The following is a 21,059-nucleotide window of genomic DNA, read 5'->3' on the forward strand; positions in this document are numbered from 1 at the left end:
AGAAAACATCTACTAGCTTGTAGATGTTTTTTTATTTTCTAAAATTAGATGAAAAATCATACTTAATGACCTACATTTGGCTCGAAAATATTGAAAAACTTTAAAAAATATTCAAGCACAGCCGATTTATTGTTTAAGATGAAAGTCAAAGAAATATATAAAGAGTATTGAACATGATGTTGATGTTACTTTGGGGATTTATTTTATTATTGGCGCTGGCGGTTATATTTTTAATTTGGCTACAGTTTAATCGTGACGTATCGCAATCTACCGCGCATGAAACCTTGCCACTTGAAGAAAAAGTGGTGCATTTAGAAGCCAACCTGAAAAAGACCTTGGAAATTATGCAAGATCTTGCAAAGAAAATGCATATCCAGCAAGAAGTATTAGATCAAACCACTCACAAATTACAGCAAGTTGAATTGCAAAATGCAGAGTTGGTGAACCTTTTGGCAAAAGTGGTCAAGACAGACCAAAGCTAATCAAAAAAATACAAAAGACTGTCCACACCTCGATATCTGCATGAAGCATGTGATCTCAAAGTATGGGTATTTTTTATCCAACAAGATGATTCCTAATATTCATCATCATTGGGTTTAAATCGTAGTTCTTTCGTTATTCAAAACATGATCGTATGGGACTAAATCAAAATTTGTCTTAACACGGCTGCTGAAAGCATGCTAATCACAACGGTAGGCAATAATGAAAAACGTGATGCTGCAAATAGGGTAATGGCCATCGCGATTAAATCAGCAGGATGATCTTTGACAAAATAGGGCGCGATCACTGAGATCAATACACAGCCGGGAACAACTTCCATGATTTGACGCTGTTTGTTGGTGAGGCTACGATTTTTCAGTAATACATAACCCAAGATACGGGTCAGGTAAGTGGTTAATGCAATAAATAAGATGGCAATCAGGGTGCTGGTGTGGATCATGCATCATCTCCGATCAGGAAAAATGCAGAAGCAATACCCGTAACTGCGCCAATCGGAACATACCAGCCCGCAGGGAGATACAAATACGCCAGAGATGCGGCAACCAAACTGACCAGCCATGGACGCGCCGCTTTAAAGCCTTTCCACATGCCACGTAGTAAAACAAGAAATACAGCAGGGAAGGCCATATCAAAACCAAGTCGACTAATATCGCCAAGTATCGGCCCGATCATTGCCCCTAGCGTGGTAAAGCCAACCCACATCAAATATAGAGCACAGCATAAGCCTGCATAGAACATCAAACTAAAGGCGCGCTGAATTCCCAAAACATTAGATTTTTTTTGCGCATCAGCCAAACCCACAGCCCAACTTTCATCGCACATAAAAAATAAAGCGGTATAAACCTTACGATTCGGTAAATGTCGTAAATACGGGACAAGGCTCGCCCCCATTAATAGGTGCCGACTATTCACTAAAAACGTAATAAACATCAGCATGAGAATATTAGGGGGATTGGTCCAAACTTCCAAAATGGCAAATTCAGATCCACCGGCAAAGTTAAGGCCAGTCAAAAGCGGAACTTCTAAACTAGAAAATCCTTTATGTGTTGCCTGAGCACCCAAAACTAATGCAAAAGGAATAATACCCAGCAGCATTGGAATAGATGTTTTTAGACCTCGTTTAAACTCCATAGAATGCTGTGAATGGGTGTGATTGAGTGTACTTTGTCTAAACATCAACATGACGTTTTCCATGAAGCGAGATCGAAAGCAATATTTTATGAATATCTGAGCAGCATTTGGCAGCTATTTTAGGAAAGGTTGCTTTTATTGTGCAATAAAATTGCTAAAATAAAGATTATTGTGAAATTTAGTGCCTTTATTGATGGATCAGATAGATAAACGCATTTTGCAAGCATTACAGCAAAATGGAAAACTACAAAATAATGAATTGGCCCAACTAGTTGGTTTATCACCTTCGCCGTGTTTGAGACGGGTTAGGCAACTCGAAGATGAAGGCTATATTGAGAAATATGTGGCTTTACTGAATCAGTCAAAATTGAATTTAAGTTTAACGGTATTTGCGCGGATTTGGCTAAAAGGTCAAGATGCAAAAACCGTGAATGATTTTGTCGCAGCGATTCAAACGATGCCTGAGGTGGTTGAATGTCAACTCATGGCAGGGGATTGTGACTTTTTCTTACGTATCGTCGTGGCAGATTTAGAAGCCTATCGAAAGTTTCAGATTCATCATTTAACGCAGATCGCCAGTGTGCAAAATGTAAAAACAGAGATACCATTACAGGCCGTTAAACAAACTACAGCGCTTCCATTGGATTGATGTTCGTGTCTTAAATTAAGTTATTGAGCCTGATCATATTTATAACTTTGTTTAAAACTTCATCTATAGAAAGTAGGATGCTTATTATTTTTTATCAAATGGTTAAAAAATAACGTTCACAGGATTTTAAAATATAAGCATAAACATATATTTAGTTGTAAAAATTAAAGCTGTTGATGAAGTAATGAATGCTGAAGCATCTTTTATGAAAAAGTCGTGTGCAAGCGTAAAACTATCGTGCTAAACTAGGAGAAATCGGGTGTGCTCCCGATTTTTTTATGCGGATTTGTTCCGCGCTGACAAGAATTTAGGTTTACAACATGCCCATTTCAGAGACATGGTTATTACCTGATGGTGTAGCTGATGTACTGCCAGAACAGGCGCAAGTGATTGAATCTTTGCGTCGTGAAGCATTAGATTTCCTCGCATCTCGAGGTTATCAGTTGGTGTACACGCCATTCATTGAATACATCGAATCTCTATCTTCTCTTTCAGAATCGAATCAAGATTTAGACTTAGCCACTTTTAAAGTGATCGATCAACTTTCAGGTCGTTTGCTTGGTGTGCGTGCCGATATGACACCACAAGTGGCTCGTATTGATGCGCATGTACATCCTGTCGAAGGTGTAGCTCGTTATTGCTACGCTGGTACAGTACTACATACTAAACCACAGGGTTTTAATACCACACGTGCACCTTTACAGTTAGGTGCAGAATTATTTGGTTCAGACAGCATTGATGCTGACGTTGAACTGATTGATGTCATGATCAACTTGCTTGCTAAAGCAGGTCATGCAGATGGTATCCATCTTGATTTAGGGCATGTCGGTTTATTCCGCAGCATGGTGAAACAAGCTGGCTTGAGCAAAGCAGTTGAACGTCAGTTATCTGACTTGTATCAACGTAAAGCTTTACCTGAACTTGCTGAATTCACACAAAAGCTTCCATTCGGTCAAGATTTTTATACCTTAGGTCGTTTTGCAAGTGATTTAGATGCGTTACAAGCAAATTTAAGTGCTGAAGTTTTAAATAACGAAGCATTTAAACTTGCATTTGATGCAGTGAAATCGACACAAGCCGCAATTCAGGTGCGTTGGCCAGAAATACATATTGGTATCGATGTTGTAGAACTTCGTTCATACCATTATCACACTGGTTTAATGTATGCCGTATATGCACCAAACCGTGCTGCGCCATTGGCTCAAGGCGGTCGCTATGACGGTATTGGTGAACACTTCGGTCGCGCGCGTCCAGCGACAGGTTTCTCTTGTGATCTATATGCATTAACTGCAGGTCAAGTTCAGAAAAACCAAGTTTTGGTTGCACCAAAAGGCATCGAAGCAGATTTATTAAAGGCAATTGAAGCAGCACGTACCGAAGGATTCAGTGTTGTTCAATTGTTAGGTAATGATGATTTAAGCTCAGCACCGTATGCAACGCACCAGTTGGTGAATGCAAATGGCGAGTGGACAATCAAACAAATTTAATCTCGGATGTGCCTGCGGGCACACACGTTTTTTCCAATTTTAACAGCATGATGCAATGAGGCTATTATGGGCAAGAATGTTGTGGTACTTGGTACCCAATGGGGCGACGAAGGTAAAGGTAAGATCGTCGACCTGCTCACAGATCAAGCGGCTGCGGTAGTTCGCTATCAAGGCGGACACAACGCAGGTCATACACTTGTGGTTGGTGGTAAGAAAACTGTTTTACACCTCATTCCATCTGGTATTTTACGTGACAACGTATTGTGCTTAATTGGTAATGGTGTTGTTTTATCACCTGAAGCTTTAATCCACGAAATGGAAGTTTTAGAAAAAGAAGGCGTGCCTGTACGTGAACGTCTACGTATTTCTCCAAACTGTCCGTTGATCCTTCCACACCATATCGCCCTTGACCAAGCACGTGAGAAAAAACGTGGCAATGCGAAAATTGGTACAACAGGTCGTGGTATCGGTCCTGCATACGAAGACAAAGTGGCTCGTCGTGCAATCCGTGTTGCTGACTTGGTTCGTGGTGGTGCTCATCTTAAAGCTCAACTAGAAGAGCTTCTTGAATACCATAACTTCCAATTGACTCAATTCTTCGGTGTTGAAGCCGTTAAAGTTGAAGATGTAATCGCTCTATGTGACGAATGGCGTAAAGTCATCGAACCTATGGTGATGGACGTGACTGGCGAACTTCATGCTTACCGTAAAGCAGGTAAGAAAATCATGTTTGAAGGCGCGCAAGGTTCACTTCTTGACGTTGATCACGGTACATACCCGTATGTTACATCTTCAAATACAACTGCTGGTGGCGTAAGCTCAGGTTCAGGTCTTGGTCCATTACACCTTGACTATGTATTGGGTATTACTAAAGCGTACACAACTCGTGTAGGTGCTGGTCCGTTCCCAACTGAACTTGTTTATGATGCTGCTAACGATGTTGGTGATGCGATCGGTAAACACTTGGGTACTGTCGGTTCTGAGTTTGGTGCGTCTACTGGCCGTCAACGTCGTTGTGGTTGGTTCGATGCTGAAATTCTACGTCGTTCAGTAGAAGTAAACTCACTTTCTGGTATTTGCTTAACTAAACTAGACGTTCTAGATGGTTTAGAAGAAGTGAAAATCTGTGTAGGTTACGAAGCAGCTGATTCTGGTTGTGTAGGTTCTTCTGATGCGCTTGCATTTGAAACTTTAAAACCAATCTATGAAACCATGCCAGGTTGGTCTGAGTCTACTTTCGGTGCGAAATCACTAGATCAATTGCCACAAAATGCAATTAACTACGTGAAACGTTTAGAGCAATTGATTGAATGTCCAATCGACATCATTTCAACTGGTCCAGACCGTGATGAAACAATCGTATTACGTCATCCATTCGACGCATAATGTGCTGTTGAATTAAGATGTAAAAGCCTCGCGAAAGCGGGGCTTTTTTTATATAGCGAAGAACATAACTTCAAAAAACGGCATGTATTATAAACTGATAGTACTCAGTAACATCCGAAGTGCCATTTGATTCAAATAAAAGAATGATACGCGATAATTCATCCGCAAGTGTTTGAGACAGGAAAACTTTTAATTAAAAATGTTATTGCAATACTGTGAATAATTTGACACTAGTGAACGAGTTTTGTCGGTGAGGTGCATTGCACCGCAAGATGGTTTCCTTGCGAAGCACGCTTCTCATTTTGCCTAATGAGAAACATTGTTTCATGTGTGTACCTCCAGCCGAAGGTTAATCCCTTTATTTAAGCCCTAGATGTAAGACTCCGTCGAATATACTTAAAAGTATTTAAAAAATGTGAAATTATTTTTACAGGGTAACATCAGATATTAAATTTAAATAATGGAAAAATAAAGATTTTGAAAAAAATAAGCATAAAAATATTGAGTCATTCAATTTTTTGTATATATTTGACACTCTTTATAAATAACTAGAGATCATGATGAATTATAAAAAATCTTTGGCATGCTTTGCCGTAGCAGCTTCTTTATCAGGTTGTACCACGATTGCTGATCTTGCAGGTGCTGATTCTGCATCTTTGAACTTACAAGCAACACAGTCTTATAACGCAATGCTGAAAGACGCTCAGACCAAACAAGTGCTCGATACCAAGTCTGCGACTTATCAAAAAGTAAACCGTGTTTTCTGGAAAATGAAACCATTTGCAGATCAGATGAATCAAACGGGTCAGGCTTTTGATTGGAAAGTTGCCGTAATCAAGTCTAAAGAAATCAATGCCTATGTTGCACCCGGCGGGAAAGTTGTTTTCTATACAGGAATCGTCGAAACCCTCAAACTGACGGATGATGAAGTCGCAGCAATCATGGGTCACGAAATGGTTCATGCCTTAGAGGAACATGCAAAAAATAAAATTGGTGCTTCTGCACTGACTAATCTTGCAGTGAGTATAGGTTCACAATACGTAGGTAATGCAGCAGGTGGCTATGGTGCAACCTTGCTTGACTTGGGGAGTCAATTTGGTGTGGGCTTGCCGTATTCACGTAATTTGGAAAGTCGCGCGGATAAAGGTGGCCTAGTGATGATGGCAAAGGCTGGATACAATCCAGAAGCGGCGATTTCATTGTGGAAAAAAATGAATGCGAATGATAACAGTGGCAACGACGCACTGAGCAAATTTATGTCTACACACCCAAGCAATAATGACCGTATTGCTGCTATGCAAAAAATGATGCCGGAAGCGCAGCAATATTATAAAAATGCGACACCATCGAGTGTACGTCGTTAATATCGGCTGTTTTCAAGACTAAAGTTGCATTTTAGTACGCTATACACTTTGTGGTGAGTTGCTAAAATGCAATTTGAATTAGGAAGAGAAGTGCAGGATGCAAAAGAATATTTCGACCACCATTTTTTATTCTTTATTATTTGCGATGGGGGGAGCACCCACTATTGCTATGATGATCATTCGTGCCCAAACTCAAGATCCACAATTAATTTATCAAGCCCTGATTGGGTTGTCGGTGATTATTGCCTGTATTCTTGTGCCCATAGTTTTGATACAAAATGCTGTCCTATTTTTTAAGCGAAAAAATGTGCAGTTAGAAGAAAAAATTAAGCCATTAATGCATGTGTATTTGGGCTTGAATGTGGTTTGTTTAATCTATTGGTTGGTTCTTCAATTTTCAGCTTAAAAAAATTACATAAATACTATTATAAGTCGCTATAACTTCGTTTTAAGCTCCAAACCATAAGAATATAATATCCATAAATTCACTTATATTTTAATGGTCTGGAGTATCCTTAATGAAAAAAATAATTCTAACGAGCCTGTGTATGGCCGGTGTAATGACGATTTCGGGCTGTGCGACAGTGGCAGATATGGCAGGAGCGGATACTGCTACATTGAACGCGCAAGCAACACAAAGTTATAACAAAATGGTGGCGGATGCGCGTTCTAAAAATCAGTTAGATACTTCATCAAGTACGTATAAACGAATTAATTCAGTATTCCTCAAACTTCGCCCATTTGCAGACCAAATGAACCAAACGGGTCAAGCGTTCCAATGGCAATTGGCAGTCATGAAATCAGACCAAGTCAATGCCTTTGTCGCTCCAGGCGGTAAAGTTGTATTTTATACAGGTATCGTCAATAAACTAAATTTAACTGATGCAGAAATTGCGGCGGTTATGGGACATGAAATGGTCCATGCTCTTGAAGAACATGCAAAAAGTAAATTGGGTGCTCAAGCCTTAACGGATCTTGCGCTGAATATTGGTTTAAGTGCCGCAGGCAATAATGTCGGTCAATTGGGCACTGCTGCTGCGCAGTTAGGTAGTCAAATCGGTATAGGGTTACCGTATTCACGTTCTCTGGAAAGCCGTGCTGACCAAGGTGGTTTAATGTTAATGGCACGTGCAGGTTATAACCCACAAGCGGCGATTACACTTTGGGAAAAAATGAATAAGCTTGAAGGTGCGGGAGGTTCATCATTCCTGTCTACGCATCCATCAAACTCACAACGTATTGAAGCGATGCGTAAAAATCTACCTGCAGCGCAGCAGATTTATAACCAACGTCGTTAATTCATAAGAATTAATTATCCGTTTTAAAAAAGCAGGCCGTGGCCTGCTTTTTTGTATTTAATAGTTTGAAAAGTTCTTATATGGCATACCTATATCAGGCGCAATAAAAAAGGCAAAGTAAAAACTTTGCCTTTTTGCACTAGAGATCAGAAGATCTTAGTGGTGGTGACCGCCTGCACCGTGTACGTGACCGTGTTCAAGTTCTTCAGCAGAAGCCTCACGGATTTCAACGATTTCAACTTCGAAAGTTAAATCTTGACCAGCAAGTGGAAAGTTCGCATCAACAACAACGTTGTCGCCTTCAACCGCTTTAACTGTCACGATTTGAACGCCGTCATCAGTTTGAGCTTGGAATTGCATACCTGGTTGGATGTTGTCCACGCCTTGGAACATTTGAGCAGGAACTTCTTGAACGAGATCAGGATTGTATTCGCCATAACCTTCAGCAGCAGGTACAGTTACAGTGAATTTTTCACCAACTGTTTTGCCTAAAAGAGCTTTTTCAAGACCTGGAATGATGTTACCAGCGCCGTGCAAATATGCTAGTGGCTCACCTTGAGATTGGTCGAGAGTTTCACCCTCTGCATTAGTCAATGTGTAGTGGAAAGAAACCACAGAGTTATTTGCAATAGCAGTCATGTTATTGATCCATTCAATTTTTTAAGGGTTACATCATAAAGTGAAATTGCACTTTTGTAGACTAAATTTATCAAAAAAATGCAATTTTTAAATGCTTATGATGCTTTTTTCATTAATCGGGGCAAATCTGTAAATTTCAATGCAATTTAATTTTAGGCGCAATTTTTCGTGTAACAAAATCTTTAGCCGTTAATAGTCCTGCATGTGCGTAGCCGTAAATTGTGGCTTGATGCATACGATAAAGTGAAACGTACATTGATTTGGCAACAAAGCCTTGAACATTGACCTGACCTAAAAGTTCACCAACCGCTTTATGCTTGCTTAATGAGACTAAGGAACCTTTGTCTGAAAATACGAACATCGGGAGTTGCTGATCACGGATACGCGCCTTTAAGCAATCCACGAGAAATGACGCTTGTTGGCTAGCAACTTGAGCGCGTGGGCCGAGGACAGGCTCATCTGCACGCGGTTGGCAATGTGCACAATCACCAAACGCGAAAATATCTGGGTGTGCCTTAGTTTGTAGTGTTGCATATACACTCAAACGCCCCATGCGGTCTTTTTCAAAGCCTTCAAGCTTCGAAATTACTTCTGGTGTTTTAATGCCTGCTGCCCAAACCTTCAGTTCAGCTTTAATTTTACTGCCATCATTAAAATAAACATGTTCAGCATCGACTTTTTCCACATGTTTAGAGGTTAAGACTTCAATTTTCATGCGTTTTAATTGCTGCTGAGCATGCTCGGCCATTTTTTCAGGGAGTGCAGGCAGAATCCGATCAGCACCTTCAATCAAATTGATCTGTACGCTTTGAGGATGAATTTTATTTAAACCATATTTATAAAAATTATTTTTGGCTTCAACCAATTCTGCTGAAAGTTCAACCCCCGTTGCACCTGCGCCAATAATGGCAATTTTCAACTCACGTGCTGTATTGCTATTTTGCGCATCCAAATACAACTGTAAGAGATCTTGTTGGAAGATTTCAGCTTGTTGCAGGCTGTCCAAATAGTGACAATGTTCATACACGCCCGGTGTATTAAAATCGTTGGAAACTGAGCCTAAAGCAAGAACAAGGGTATCATAACTCAGTTGCAGTTGTTCTTGAGTAGATTCATATTTACCTTGTTGGACTTTGCTAAGCTGAATAGTTTTTTCAGCAGGATTGACATCTTCAAACTTAGCCAAGACAAACTCATAATGATGCTTCGCAGCATGTGCATAGTAGTTAATTTCTTCTTCACTAACCGACATAGTCCCTGCGGCAATTTCATGTAAAAGGGGTTTCCAGACATGCGTGAGTTTCATATCTACGAGGGTAATGCGTGCTTTCTTTTTTTTCCCGAGTAAATCACCGAGTTGAGTGACCAGTTCTAAACCACCGGCACCACCACCGACAATGACAATATGGTGTAACTTGGAGTCATCAGCGTTATTCATTGAATTCCCTATTTTATTATTGTTGAAAAAAAGAAGATGGCACGAGTATGCCATCTTCTTTTTTGCACGAATAACGAATTGTCTTACAAGTTACATAATCACATCATTGACCTAGAGGGTAGGTTTTAACTTCTGCTGCATCCGTATTAAAGATGCTAAAAAGGCCTTTGATCCACATCATGAAACGCTCAAAAACATTGGCTTCTTCAATTTGTACGTCATCTTCAATATCAAAGGTATTAATCAGTTGGTTATTTTGATAAACCGTAACAGTCGCTAATTTCATCACTTCAGCCAAAGGCGCAGTAAGTTCTTTTTCCTTCACTTCAACACTCAATTTAGTCTGCGTTTCATGAAGTGGTTCAATGGCTTGAATTTGACCATTGCCGGTATTTAAAAGAATACGTTGCTGCATAGGGTCAAACGCTTTTAAATCGATGGCATAAGCTTGATCATAAAGTGAAGTTGTAATCAGTTTAGGTTGTTGAGTTTCTACCTTAAATATTTTCAAGGTTGATTTAACCACAGGTAATTCTGCAATTAATTGCTTATCTTTGATTGCAACTTCATTACGTGTATAGGTATAAGCCAAGTTCATGAGGTTGTGTGCTACTTCTGCACGTTTTAATCCACTTTTTGCCCCTAATACCACAACAATCAAACGACGTTCTGGCGCGTCAGGATTCGCGATCAAACGGTTGGCTGTTAAAGCTAAATTATAACCTGCAGCTTTAGTAAAACCTGTTTTTAAGCCATCAACGGTAGGATCTTGTTTGAGTAAAATATTAGTTGCATGGTGGAAACGGTGATTATAACTAAAACTTTGTTGTTTAGAATAATTCAAATAGTCAGGTGTTTCAGTCACCAGTGCTTGCCCTAAACGTGCAAGGTCAGCCGCCGATGAATAATGTTCTGGCATGGTAATACCGGCTGGATTTTGAAAATTGGTATCATTCATGCCCAAAGCTTTAGCTTCTTTGTTCATGCGTTCAATAAATTTTGGAATATCACCAGAAATGCGTTCAGCTAAAGTCACAGCGGCATCATTGGCAGACATGACCACAAGACCTGCCAAAAGCTGATCAACTGAAATTTGTTCACCAGCTTTGAGATACATTTGTGATTCATCCCATTGAACCACTTGTACAACTGGGGTTGCGGTTAGGATTTCATTTTTCTTTAAATGACCTGCTTTAATTTCCTTTAAAGCAATATAAGCCACCATCATTTTGGTAAGTGAAGCAGGGGCACGCTGAACATGGCTATTATGTTCTGCTATCACTTGACCCGATTGAGGGTCTAAAATGGTCCAAGCTTCAGCTTCAACAGTTTCAGGGACAATATTTAAAAGGGCAGCATTTGCTATCGTGGAGCATAGAAAACTAAGCAGCGCGATGAGGTAGATCACGTGTTTCAATGAGGTTCCTTAACCAACCATTCCGTTGGTGGTAAAACGAAAAAATTTTTAGGCATGCTATGCCTTTTTTTTTCTGCTGACTAGTCATAATTGTAGACAATTGCGACAGTTCCGCATTCAGTTGTAAAAAATGTTAATCTAATTGATAAGTTATCTTTTACTAATTTTATATCGCCCATTATGTTGCATTATCAAATCGAATTTGACGATTATCGTCAGCATCTAGTCCATGTCACTGCACGTTTCTTGGCAAATCCAACACAGGTGCTTTCTTTGCCAACTTGGATTCCCGGAAGTTACTTAATCCGAGAATTTTCGAAGCATATCGAAGCTGTTCGAGCTTATGATGAAGATGGGCGTTTGTTACAAATAGAGAAATTTGAAAAAAATAAATGGCGCTTATTTAATACAGATCATGAGTTGATCACGGTTGAATATGATGTATATGCCTTCGATTTGTCGGTCCGTGGTGCTTATGTTGATCAAAGCCGTTTATACGTCAATCCAGCTTGCGCATGTTTAGGTTTAGTTGACCAAGAAGATACAGCCATTGAGGTTGAAGTTTTCTTGCCACCCGAGTTAAAGCATTTCCAACTTGCGACTGGATTGAAGTCAAAAAGTTTAGTGAAAGGTCGTTATACCTTATATGCAGATAACTATGCTCAGTTAATTGATGCACCGTTTGAACTGGCGGAACAAACCCGTTTTAGTTTTGAAGCCAACGGCATTCCACACGAATTTGTGGTGTCGGGCAAACATGCTATGAACGCGCAGCGTATGCAGCAAGACATCGAAAAAATTTGTTCGACAGAAATTTCCATGTTCGGTTCAGCACCATTTAAAGACTATACCTTTATGACCATGGCAACGGCGAATAGCTATGGTGGTTTGGAACATCCAAACAGTACGAGTTTAATTAGCCCGCGTGATGATTTACCAAAAGACAATGAACCTGTAGAGCCTTCGGCAGATTATCAACGTTTTTTAGGTTTATGCAGCCATGAATATTTCCATTCATGGTTAGTAAAATTTATCCGTCCAGAAAACTTTGTGAATTATGATTTGAACAAAGAAGGCTACACTTCTTTGCTTTGGATTTTTGAAGGTTTTACATCGTATTATGATGATTTGATTTTATTGCGCAGCGGCGTGATTAATCAGGATTCATATATCAAGCTTTTGAAAGCACAAATTGATCGCTATTTACAAAATCCAGGTCGTGAAATTCAAACTGTTGCTGAATCAAGCTTTGATGCATGGGTGAAATTCTACCGTCAGGATGAAAACTCAAATAATGCAGGTACAAGTTACTACAACAAAGGCTGCCTCGTGGCGCTATGTTTAGATCTTGGCTTACGTCTACGTGGTTCAAGTCTTGATGCCCTAATGCGTAAATTATATGCAAATGCGCAAAATGGCATTCAAGTGAATGAACGGACTATTTTCAATTTATGCAATGAATTGACGGGTGATGATTGGTTAGAACAAATCAATCATTTGATTAATACTACGGATGAATTGCCGTTAGACCAATTATTCCCTGAGTTTGGCCTAAGCTACACGCTTAAAAATGACAAATCATTGCCATTTGGTCTAAAACTTGCTGATAAGCCTGAAGGAATGTTGGTTCAGTCCGCTCGCCGTGATGGTGCAGCAGCAAAAGCTGGCTTGTCTGCGAACGATGTGATTATTGCAATTGATGGTCTAAAAGCAACCGTTAAATTGGCAGAAAAATATGCCAAGCAAGACGGAACTTATACCGTACTGGCATTCCGCCGTGATGAGTTAATGAGCTTTGAAGTAGAAGCGGCAGGTTCAGAATTGACGGAAGTTGAACTTAAAGTTGAAGATCAGGCTAAAGCTGAGAAGTGGTTGAAAGCCTAATTTAAGCTAAAAATTGAATGACTGGAAAAAGGATGCTGAGGCATCCTTTTTTTGCCCAGCATTGAGTGCGTTGCTTGTGAATGATGCACAGTTTTGTTGCGCCAATTAAGGATATACATTAAAAAATATATGCATTTTGCACATAAAATGAATTAAAAATAATGCAATTTAGCCCTTATTAAACTCGGCACAGCTTTTGCAATTGAGGCGTATTCCTTAATGAATCATTTGCAGGGTGTGCTTATGAATGAACATGATGAAAGTCCGCTGACCGAAACACCAGATACGCAGCGTAAAGGGTTCTTGCCTATCGCTTTGGTACTGTTCAGTTTTACGTTTTTTACGGGAACGATGTTTGCTGGCGGCAAAATTGGTGTCGCTTTTGAGTTTATCGATATTCTTTGGATTACTGCGATTGGTAATTTACTGCTGGCGCTGTATGCCGCATCACTGGGTCTAATTTCTGCTCGCAGCGGACTAAATACCGTACTTATGGGGCGTTTCTGCTTTGGCAATTTAGGCAGTAAATTGTCCGACTTTTTATTGGGCTTTGCGGAGCTGGGCTGGTTTGCATGGGGCGCAGCAACTTTAGCTATTTCCTTAGCCAAGATTATTCATTTGCCAGAAGCATGGAATATTCCACTGATGGTGATGTTTGGCTTGGGCTTTTCTATTACTGCGCTGATTGGCTTTAAAGGCTTGGAATATCTTTCTCGAGTATCTATTCCCTTAATGTTCCTTTTATTGTTGGGTTCAATTTACCTAGCAACCAAAGAAATTGGCGGCTGGGAAGGTTTAAACAGTGTTCAACCGACGGAAAGCCTGACTTATGCGACAGCAATTACCATGGTTTTTGGCACTTTTGCTAGTGGTGCAACACAAATCACCAATTGGACACGTATGGCGAAAAGTAGCCGAGTAGCTGTTTGGGCCTGCCTGATTAGTTTTGTTATTGGCAATGGCCTAATGGTGCTAGCTGGGGCATGGATGGCAATTGTTTATCAGCAATCAGATATTGTGGAAGTGCTTATTTTGCAGGGCTTATCCCTAGCAGCCATTATTATGCTGTGTCTGAACCTCTGGACGATTCAAGGGCCAACGATTTACAACGTCTCTGCAGCAGCATGCCATTTGGTACGCAGTGAACGCCGTAAAACCATGGTTATGATTTCTGCTGTGGTCGGCATCATTCTCGCGGTATTGGGTATGTATGAGCTGCTGATTCCATTTTTATTATTACTGGGTGCAATTATTCCGCCTGTGGGTGGCGTAATTATGGCGGACTACTGGGTGCGCTATAAGGGAAAATATCCACGTTTGGCAGAAGCTCAATTGCCTAACTTTAATTGGATTGGACTGATTGCTTACAGCTTGGGTGCAGTTTGCGCGTATACATCGCCTTGGATTGCGCCACTTGTTGGTATAGCAGTGGCATTTATATGCTATTCCGTACTGAATGCGCTCTTTCCAGTTAAGCAGGCTGTATTACAGCAGGCGGCGGAGTAAGCCATGAGCATGAGTGTGCAAGATGTGCTTAATCTGCCAGCCCTGTATGAAATGAAACTGCGGGCAGGGCAAAGCAATGTGCATAAAACCGTACGCTGGTTTTATGTTGCGGAAAATGAAGGTATTGCAGACTGGATTGAAGGTGGTGAGCTGGTTTTTGTCACAGGCATTAATTATGTGCGAGATGAAAACAACTTGCTGGCTTTGCTGGAACAGGCTTCACAGCGTAATGTTTCAGGCTTAGTGGTCATGACTGGTGCAGAGTTTATTCATGAAATTCCGCCTAGCGTGATTCAGCGCGCTGAAGAATTGCAGCTGCCTTTAATTGAACAGCCGTACAGCCTGAAAATGATTGAAGTCACGCACATCATTGGCACACGCTTAGTTCAGCTTTCTCAAGTAAAAAAATCTGCGCAGGATGTACTGACACAGCTATTAATGGGGGATTATCCCTCTTTAGAAACCATACAGCTGAGAGCCAAACATTTGGATCTGCCTGTGCTGGGTCGGCATGCTATTGCAGTCTTTAAATTAGGCAATATGCAAGCTTTGTTTCAAGGCGGTGAACAATCTCTGGAATCTCAGCTGTATCAGCGGAAGCAGCAGTGTTATGAGCAACTGGACAGTTGGTGCAAGCAGCATCAGCAGGTTTTTCCCGTTATCCGGCAAGGCGATCAATTTACTGCAGTACTGTCTTTAGAACATGACAGCCTTGAAGATTGGATGAAAGCATTATCCAGCCTCATTGAACATTTGAACACTTTAGATGCTGAGCTAAAAGTTTTTGCAGGACTGTCCAATCAAGTCAATTCCGCCGTCGCTTTTCAGCGCGGTTTTTGGGAAGCCTCGCAGGCGCAGGATATTGCTTTAGATGTGCAGGCAGAAAATGGTATTTGTCTCTACAAAAATTTAGGCATTTTGAAATTGCTCAAAGCCATTCCAAATAAATCAGTCATTCAGCAATTTATGCAGGAAACCATAGGCATGTTGCTGCTCAGTGACAAAAAACATCCTTATCTGCTGCTGGAAACCTTGGATGCCGTACTGAAAGAAAATGGCAACTTGAATGCATCTGCACAGCGTCTAGGCATTCACCGCAACACTTTAAATCAGCGCATTCAAAAAATTGAAGCACTAACAGGTCAGGCCATTAGCCATGCCAATTTTAGGCTGAATGCATCTGTTGCTTTGCTGATTTGGCACATGACCCACTAATTTATATAGATTGAAATAGGAAATACAGAGATGAATACAGCAAGCGCGAAAGTGATTAATGCAAAATTACGCCATAAAGAGGGATTGTATACAGTTGCCTATAGCAATGGAAAATTTGACCGTATTGAATTGCAAGATGGTGTGCTTCAAAGCAATGACAATCCAAACGGAGAATTTTCACAAATTATTGATGCCAAACAGCAGCTGCTTATGGCGCCAATGATTGATCCGCATATTCATCTTGATGCCGTACTGACAGCGGGTGAGCCTGAATGGAATATGTCGGGTACGCTGTTTGAAGGCATTGAGCGCTGGGGGCAACGTAAAGAAACTATTACTTTTGAAGATACTAAACTTCGTGCGAAAAAAACCGTGGATATGCTGGTGGCGCACGGTATACAGCATGTGCGGACTCATGTGGATGTTACAGATCCTGCGCTTACTGCACTGCACGCGATGCTAGAAGTGAAAGACGAAATTAAATCTAAAGTAAATCTGCAGATTGTGGCTTTTCCGCAAGAAGGAATTGAATCTTATAAAAATGGCCGCGGCTTGATGGAAGAAGCAATCAAGCTGGGTGCAGATGTGGTTGGCGGTATTCCGCACTTTGAATATACCCGTGAAAAAGGGGTGAGCTCAGTACATTTTCTGATGGATTTAGCTAAAAAATATGATCGTTTAGTCGATGTACATTGTGATGAAATTGATGATCCTGCATCGCGTTTTTTAGAAGTACTTGCTGATGAAGCGCGTGTACGCGGCATGGGGGAGCGTGTCACAGCCAGCCACACTACGGCTATGGGTTCTTATGACAATGCGTATTGCTATAAGTTATTCCGCTTGTTAAAACGCTCGAAGATTAATTTTATTTCCTGCCCAACCGAAAGTATTCATTTGCAGGGCCGTTTTGATACTTATCCTAAACGTCGTGGATTAACTCGCGTTGCAGAAATTGACCGTGCGGGTATGAATATCAGTTTTGCTCAGGATTCAATCCGTGATCCGTGGTATCCAGTAGGCAATGGCAATATTCTGCGCATTTTGGATGCGGGTCTGCACATTTGCCATATGCTGGGTTATGAAGATTTACAGCGCTGCTTAGACTTTGTATCAGACAATTCTGCGAAAACACTTTGCTTGGGTGAACAATACGGGATAAAAGTTGGCCGCCCTGCAAGTTTTATTATTTTGCCGGGGCAGAATGATTATGATGTTATTGCGAATCAAGCCAAAGCGGTGTTAAGTGTGCGTAATGGTGAAGTGATTATGCGCCGTCAGGAAGAGCAAGTAGAGTTGTTCGCTTAATTTGAAAAACATTTAATTTTCAGGTAAAACCCATACTTAGTATGGGTTTTTTTATTAGAAAATTATGGAATTGGGGCTTCAACAATTAAATTCATTAGCAGGGTTGGTAGATGATTTATTATTGGATACAAGTCGAAAAGCTGAATTAATAAAGTGCTTTAATTTTCATTTTGATAACGAGTTCACTTTTACTGATGATGGCTGTAAAGGCTATTTTTACTATATTTTAGCGAATTGTAGTTCGGGAATTTATAAATATCAGGATGAACATTGGTTTTCGACAAACTTAATAACTACGGTTAATTTGTATGAGAAGTCATTATATATACTTAAAAAAACAAATGAAAATCATGGATTATTATCATTTGTTTTAACAAATTTTGGGAATTTTTTATCTTCAATAGGGCGCAGTTTTTGTGCTCAATATTATTGGGATCAAGCAATAAAAATGGATAATAACCCTGTAGCGTTAGTTGCTAAAGCTCAAGGTGTAATTTTTAGGTCAAGTCAACTGTATGACCAATCACATGTAAATATTCATTACTATTTTGCAAATCAGTTGATAAAGCAGGCATACATGAGTTTTGATGCTTTAGAAGAGGAACAGAAAATTCCGTTAAAGAAGACAGGTGATTTATATCATTTTACTTGTTGGTATCAAGAGCACTTCCAAGATACTGATTTTGATTATGTAAAAGAATATAAACAAAAGACAAAAACTAAGGCTGAGCTTAGGTATCTAGTTTGGAGTGCAGAAAACAAATTATTTTTAAATGACTTAAACGATTTATTTGAGGATGAAATTGTACTTCAGGACATTTTGGGGCTTCCTGATATGACCTATAAAATTAATTCGTCTTTGAGCCTTAAAGAAAGTCTCGTATATCATTCAAATTTTGATGAGCTTAGAAATGAATATACTTATGCTAGATTTTTAATTTTTCAAGCTTCTGAAATAAAAACGGATACTCAACATTTTTATAATAAAACCTATCCACATGTGTATGATACTTTACATGCAATTGATAATTTAAAAACATCACAAATGAAATCGGCTTTTAGAATTTTATATTCAATTTTTGACAAAATTTCATACTTTTTAGCTAAGTATTTAGATTTAGAAATGAATGATCGTCAAATTACTTTTTCAAAAGTTTTTGGATGGAATGAAAATAGAAAATTTAAGCCACGTGATAAATTGAAGGATTCAAAGAACTACTTTTTACATGCTTTGTTTTATATTTTAAAAGAAATTGAATCTGATCAGCTGAATGGTCATGATAAAGTGAGCGAATTAAATTCTAGAGAAAAAATTGAAAAGCCTAGATTATCAAAAATTCGTAACTGTCTAGAGCATAGGTCTTTTAGAGTTATTGATGATTTTGGATATGAATTAAATACCAAATTTGATATGACGTCAGAATTTTCATATCAGAACTTAAAAGATCAGCAGAATATTTTAATAGAACAAGGTGAAGTAGAGTCTTTTGAATATCTGGAAATCTTAGAAAAAATAAAAGAAAAAGAAATGAAAGCAAATTATATTTTAGAAATACCTTTATCAGAATTTGAAAGCTCATTAATGGATCTTGTTCGATTAGTTAGAAATTCTTTGATGTATTTATCTTTTGCAGTGCAGTTTGAGGAAAAGATGAAACCTCAACCTGAGGGGCTAATTTTACAGAGAGAAATACCATTAAAATAAAGCCCACATCTGTGAGCTTTAATTTCTACCGAATAAAATCTTTAATTAATAGATAACAGCTTTTTTTGCATGACATTTATAAAAGCTTAGTTCTTGAGATTTTGCCCTCAAATCTTCTGCAAGTTGTTGAGTCACGATTTGTTCAATATGTTGAGCATTTAATTTTGGCTTGATATATGCAGCTTCAGTAATCTGCCCAATAGTTTTACGTTGTATTAATTCGAGATCTAAATAATTTTGAATAATTTCATCTTTTTCAGAATATTCACGACAAACTGAAATAACAATGCGACCGGTTTGGATTGATTCGGATAACATCGTTGCACTATCTTCAGTAACAAAAATATATTCACTTCGCTTTAACACATCGCAAATAGAAGTTTTAGAACAAGTATTCACAAGCTCAATATTTTTATCTTTTAACATTTGAATCACATGTTCTGATAATTCAGGCGTTCTACGAGAACATACGACCGAAGCCTGAATTTGATGGTGATCTGCGAATTGAACAAATTGCTGAATCATCTCTTCAAAGTCTTGATGGGTAAAAGGGTACTCTTTTGTCGGTCCGCCAATTAACAGGCATGCTTCATGATTCGACGGAATATGCGCTAAGCGAGTAATTTTAGAAGGTACAGCACCTGTAGGAATAATGATTTGTCGACCTGAATGATCTTCTGGAATCGTTGTAATCGTCCAATCAATAAGTCGCCAATTAAATTTACGTGTACCGCCTGCATAAATAAGTGGGATATTGAAACGTTGAGATAAATAAGCGGCATAAATTAAATTAGGCATACCTGAACAGACGATAACGTCGGTATGCTCTAAATTTCTTGGTAAGAATTTAAAGTATAAACGCCCGAGCGTGCGAAACAAATTCGGGAAATTAGACAGTTTCTTAAAAACGCTCACTGTACGCTTAGGTAAAGTAGGAATTGCAAACTGCTCAGATTGTAGATAAAAGCGCTTCTCAATCATTTCACTTACAGCGAGAGCAGGATTTAAATGTCCAATTCGGTTGTCATGAATAATTAATACTTTGCTTCTATTGTGTGTAGATGTGCTGCTCATTTTTGAAGTTCAAATAATCAACGTTTATATTGTTATAACTTATTATAGTGTCGAAATATGAAAATAATCTTAAATAATTGTTAGGTTTATAAAAAAATGTAAAGGCCTACGTAGATTGTAGGCCATTTTTGAAGCTTTTTATCAACGTCCGTTACGACCGCGGCCACGAGGGGCTTTAGTATTCGGACGAGTTGTGCCATTGGTACGGCGTTTTGGTTTTTCGCTCTCATCCATTTGCCAGATACGTTTTGTACCTGACTTTTTCACTGAGCCATCTTTATTCTTACGAACCATTGGCTTACCACCTGTACCGCCTGGTTTTTTCACATAAGAGCGCGAACGGTAAGGTTCTTCTGCAGGTACATTTTGAAAGTCAGGGTACAGTAAAGGCTCAATTTCTTTGGTTTCACCTGGTTCTAAACCCAATTGAACTAAATCGATTGCACCAATACGTGTACGAATTAAACGTAAAGTCGGGAAACCCACCGCTGAAGTCATACGACGAACTTGACGGTTACGGCCTTCGCAAATTTGGATTTCAACCCAAGAGGTTGGAATGTTTGCACGGAAACGTACAGGAGGATCACGATCCCATAACCATTCTGGCTGTTGCACTTTAATGGCTTTGGCTGGCAAAGTCATACCATCTTTTAGCTCAACGCCTTTACGTAATTGTTCAAGCGCTTCTTCTGTGATGTCGCCATCGACTTGCACTAAGTAGGTTTTGAACTTTTTATTTTCAGGATTGGTAATGTACTGATTTAAACCACCATGATCGGTTAAAAATACCAAACCTTCAGAGTCCATATCTAAACGACCTGCGATACGTAGACTAGGATCGTCCACGAAGTCAGATATGGTCATATGCGCTTCGTCTTTACGGAATTGGGAGAGCACGTCATATGGCTTGTTTAAGATGACGATTTTCATAGGAAATAACTTCTATTAAATACAATAATTCAAATTGGTTAAGATTTATTCAATAGGGAAATGCAGCTATTTCCCATCTAAATCTCAAAAAAGGTAGATTTACTTTAGAGTATTATGCGTGAAGCGCAAT

General features: G+C 39.4%; 19 protein-coding genes. 12 read left to right on the forward strand and 7 right to left on the reverse strand.

All coding sequences use genetic code 11. The annotated features are described in order from the left end of the window. Positions 1-179 precede the first annotated feature (179 nt). On the forward strand, positions 180-482 hold the full coding sequence (locus AVJ20_RS15860) for a hypothetical protein (RefSeq protein WP_078189224.1): 303 nt from the start codon (positions 180-182) through the stop codon (positions 480-482). 158 nt (positions 483-640) lie between these two features. On the opposite strand, the gene AVJ20_RS15865 is transcribed toward AVJ20_RS15860, so the two are convergent. Further along, entirely contained in the window at positions 641-940 is a 300-nt protein-coding gene (locus tag AVJ20_RS15865) for an AzlD family protein (RefSeq protein ID WP_111885892.1), read from the reverse strand. Further along, positions 937-1,683 (reverse strand): AzlC family ABC transporter permease, encoded by a 747-nt coding sequence (locus AVJ20_RS15870; protein ID WP_111885893.1) that lies wholly within the window; start codon positions 1,681-1,683, stop codon positions 937-939. Before AVJ20_RS15870 ends, AVJ20_RS15865 begins: the two co-directional genes overlap by 4 nt. A gap of 142 nt (positions 1,684-1,825) precedes the next feature. On the opposite strand from AVJ20_RS15870, the gene AVJ20_RS15875 reads away from it, so the two are divergent. From AVJ20_RS15875 to AVJ20_RS15900, 6 genes are all read left to right on the forward strand, one after another. Continuing rightward, positions 1,826-2,281: an Lrp/AsnC family transcriptional regulator gene (locus AVJ20_RS15875; protein WP_078194390.1), complete on the forward strand. Its 456-nt coding sequence runs from the start codon at positions 1,826-1,828 to the stop codon at positions 2,279-2,281. Positions 2,282-2,601: 320 nt separating this feature from the next. Beyond that, the gene (locus AVJ20_RS15880) at positions 2,602-3,768 is read left to right on the forward strand and encodes an ATP phosphoribosyltransferase regulatory subunit (protein WP_111885894.1); all 1,167 of its coding nucleotides are present in this window, start codon (positions 2,602-2,604) and stop codon (positions 3,766-3,768) included. 66 nt (positions 3,769-3,834) lie between these two features. Further along, positions 3,835-5,154 (forward strand): adenylosuccinate synthase, encoded by a 1,320-nt coding sequence (locus AVJ20_RS15885; protein ID WP_078189071.1) that lies wholly within the window; start codon positions 3,835-3,837, stop codon positions 5,152-5,154. A 560-nt stretch (positions 5,155-5,714) separates the two neighbouring features. Continuing rightward, entirely contained in the window at positions 5,715-6,518 is an 804-nt protein-coding gene (locus AVJ20_RS15890; protein ID WP_078194387.1) for a M48 family metallopeptidase, read from the forward strand. A gap of 97 nt (positions 6,519-6,615) precedes the next feature. Then, complete coding sequence (locus tag AVJ20_RS15895) at positions 6,616-6,924, forward strand: hypothetical protein (protein WP_078194385.1); 309 nt, start codon at positions 6,616-6,618, stop codon at positions 6,922-6,924. Positions 6,925-7,036: 112 nt separating this feature from the next. After that, a complete protein-coding gene (locus AVJ20_RS15900) occupies positions 7,037-7,816 on the forward strand; it encodes a M48 family metallopeptidase (RefSeq protein ID WP_111885895.1) in 780 nt (259 codons plus the stop codon). A gap of 156 nt (positions 7,817-7,972) precedes the next feature. Here the strand turns inward: AVJ20_RS15900 and AVJ20_RS15905 are convergent, their stop codons facing one another. The 3 genes from AVJ20_RS15905 to AVJ20_RS15915 form a co-directional block, all read right to left on the reverse strand. Beyond that, on the reverse strand, positions 7,973-8,455 hold the full coding sequence (locus tag AVJ20_RS15905; RefSeq protein ID WP_078194383.1) for an FKBP-type peptidyl-prolyl cis-trans isomerase: 483 nt from the start codon (positions 8,453-8,455) through the stop codon (positions 7,973-7,975). A gap of 136 nt (positions 8,456-8,591) precedes the next feature. Beyond that, positions 8,592-9,893 (reverse strand): NAD(P)/FAD-dependent oxidoreductase, encoded by a 1,302-nt coding sequence (locus AVJ20_RS15910; RefSeq protein ID WP_111885896.1) that lies wholly within the window; start codon positions 9,891-9,893, stop codon positions 8,592-8,594. A gap of 103 nt (positions 9,894-9,996) precedes the next feature. Further along, on the reverse strand, positions 9,997-11,310 hold the full coding sequence (locus AVJ20_RS15915; RefSeq protein WP_111885897.1) for a D-alanyl-D-alanine carboxypeptidase PBP6B: 1,314 nt from the start codon (positions 11,308-11,310) through the stop codon (positions 9,997-9,999). A 180-nt stretch (positions 11,311-11,490) separates the two neighbouring features. Here AVJ20_RS15915 and AVJ20_RS15920 point away from each other — a divergent pair, with 180 nt between their 5' ends. The 5 genes from AVJ20_RS15920 to AVJ20_RS15940 all read left to right on the forward strand — a co-directional run bounded on the left by AVJ20_RS15920 (position 11,491) and on the right by AVJ20_RS15940 (position 18,925). After that, positions 11,491-13,194 carry a M61 family metallopeptidase gene (locus tag AVJ20_RS15920; RefSeq protein WP_111885898.1) on the forward strand — a complete coding sequence of 568 codons (1,704 nt, stop codon included), beginning with the start codon at positions 11,491-11,493 and terminating at the stop codon, positions 13,192-13,194. A 219-nt stretch (positions 13,195-13,413) separates the two neighbouring features. Beyond that, the gene (codB, locus tag AVJ20_RS15925; RefSeq protein ID WP_228157238.1) at positions 13,414-14,700 is read left to right on the forward strand and encodes a cytosine permease; all 1,287 of its coding nucleotides are present in this window, start codon (positions 13,414-13,416) and stop codon (positions 14,698-14,700) included. 3 nt (positions 14,701-14,703) lie between these two features. Continuing rightward, positions 14,704-15,915 (forward strand): PucR family transcriptional regulator, encoded by a 1,212-nt coding sequence (locus tag AVJ20_RS15930; RefSeq protein WP_111885899.1) that lies wholly within the window; start codon positions 14,704-14,706, stop codon positions 15,913-15,915. Positions 15,916-15,945: 30 nt separating this feature from the next. Further along, positions 15,946-17,220 carry a cytosine deaminase gene (codA, locus tag AVJ20_RS15935; protein ID WP_111885900.1) on the forward strand — a complete coding sequence of 425 codons (1,275 nt, stop codon included), beginning with the start codon at positions 15,946-15,948 and terminating at the stop codon, positions 17,218-17,220. 64 nt (positions 17,221-17,284) lie between these two features. Continuing rightward, positions 17,285-18,925 carry an LA2681 family HEPN domain-containing protein gene (locus AVJ20_RS15940; RefSeq protein ID WP_228157239.1) on the forward strand — a complete coding sequence of 547 codons (1,641 nt, stop codon included), beginning with the start codon at positions 17,285-17,287 and terminating at the stop codon, positions 18,923-18,925. A gap of 45 nt (positions 18,926-18,970) precedes the next feature. Here AVJ20_RS15940 and AVJ20_RS15945 read toward each other — a convergent pair whose 3' ends face one another. Further along, positions 18,971-19,999, reverse strand: a complete 1,029-nt coding sequence (locus AVJ20_RS15945) for an ELM1/GtrOC1 family putative glycosyltransferase (protein ID WP_111885902.1) — start codon at positions 19,997-19,999, stop codon at positions 18,971-18,973. Positions 20,000-20,140: 141 nt separating this feature from the next. After that, a complete protein-coding gene (locus AVJ20_RS15950; protein ID WP_078194376.1) occupies positions 20,141-20,929 on the reverse strand; it encodes an rRNA large subunit pseudouridine synthase E in 789 nt (262 codons plus the stop codon). Between the last annotated feature and the right edge of the window lie 130 nt (positions 20,930-21,059).

It is taken from the genome of Acinetobacter sp. CFCC 11171, assembly GCF_003268405.1.
GTDB classification, from domain to species: domain Bacteria; phylum Pseudomonadota; class Gammaproteobacteria; order Pseudomonadales; family Moraxellaceae; genus Acinetobacter; species Acinetobacter amyesii.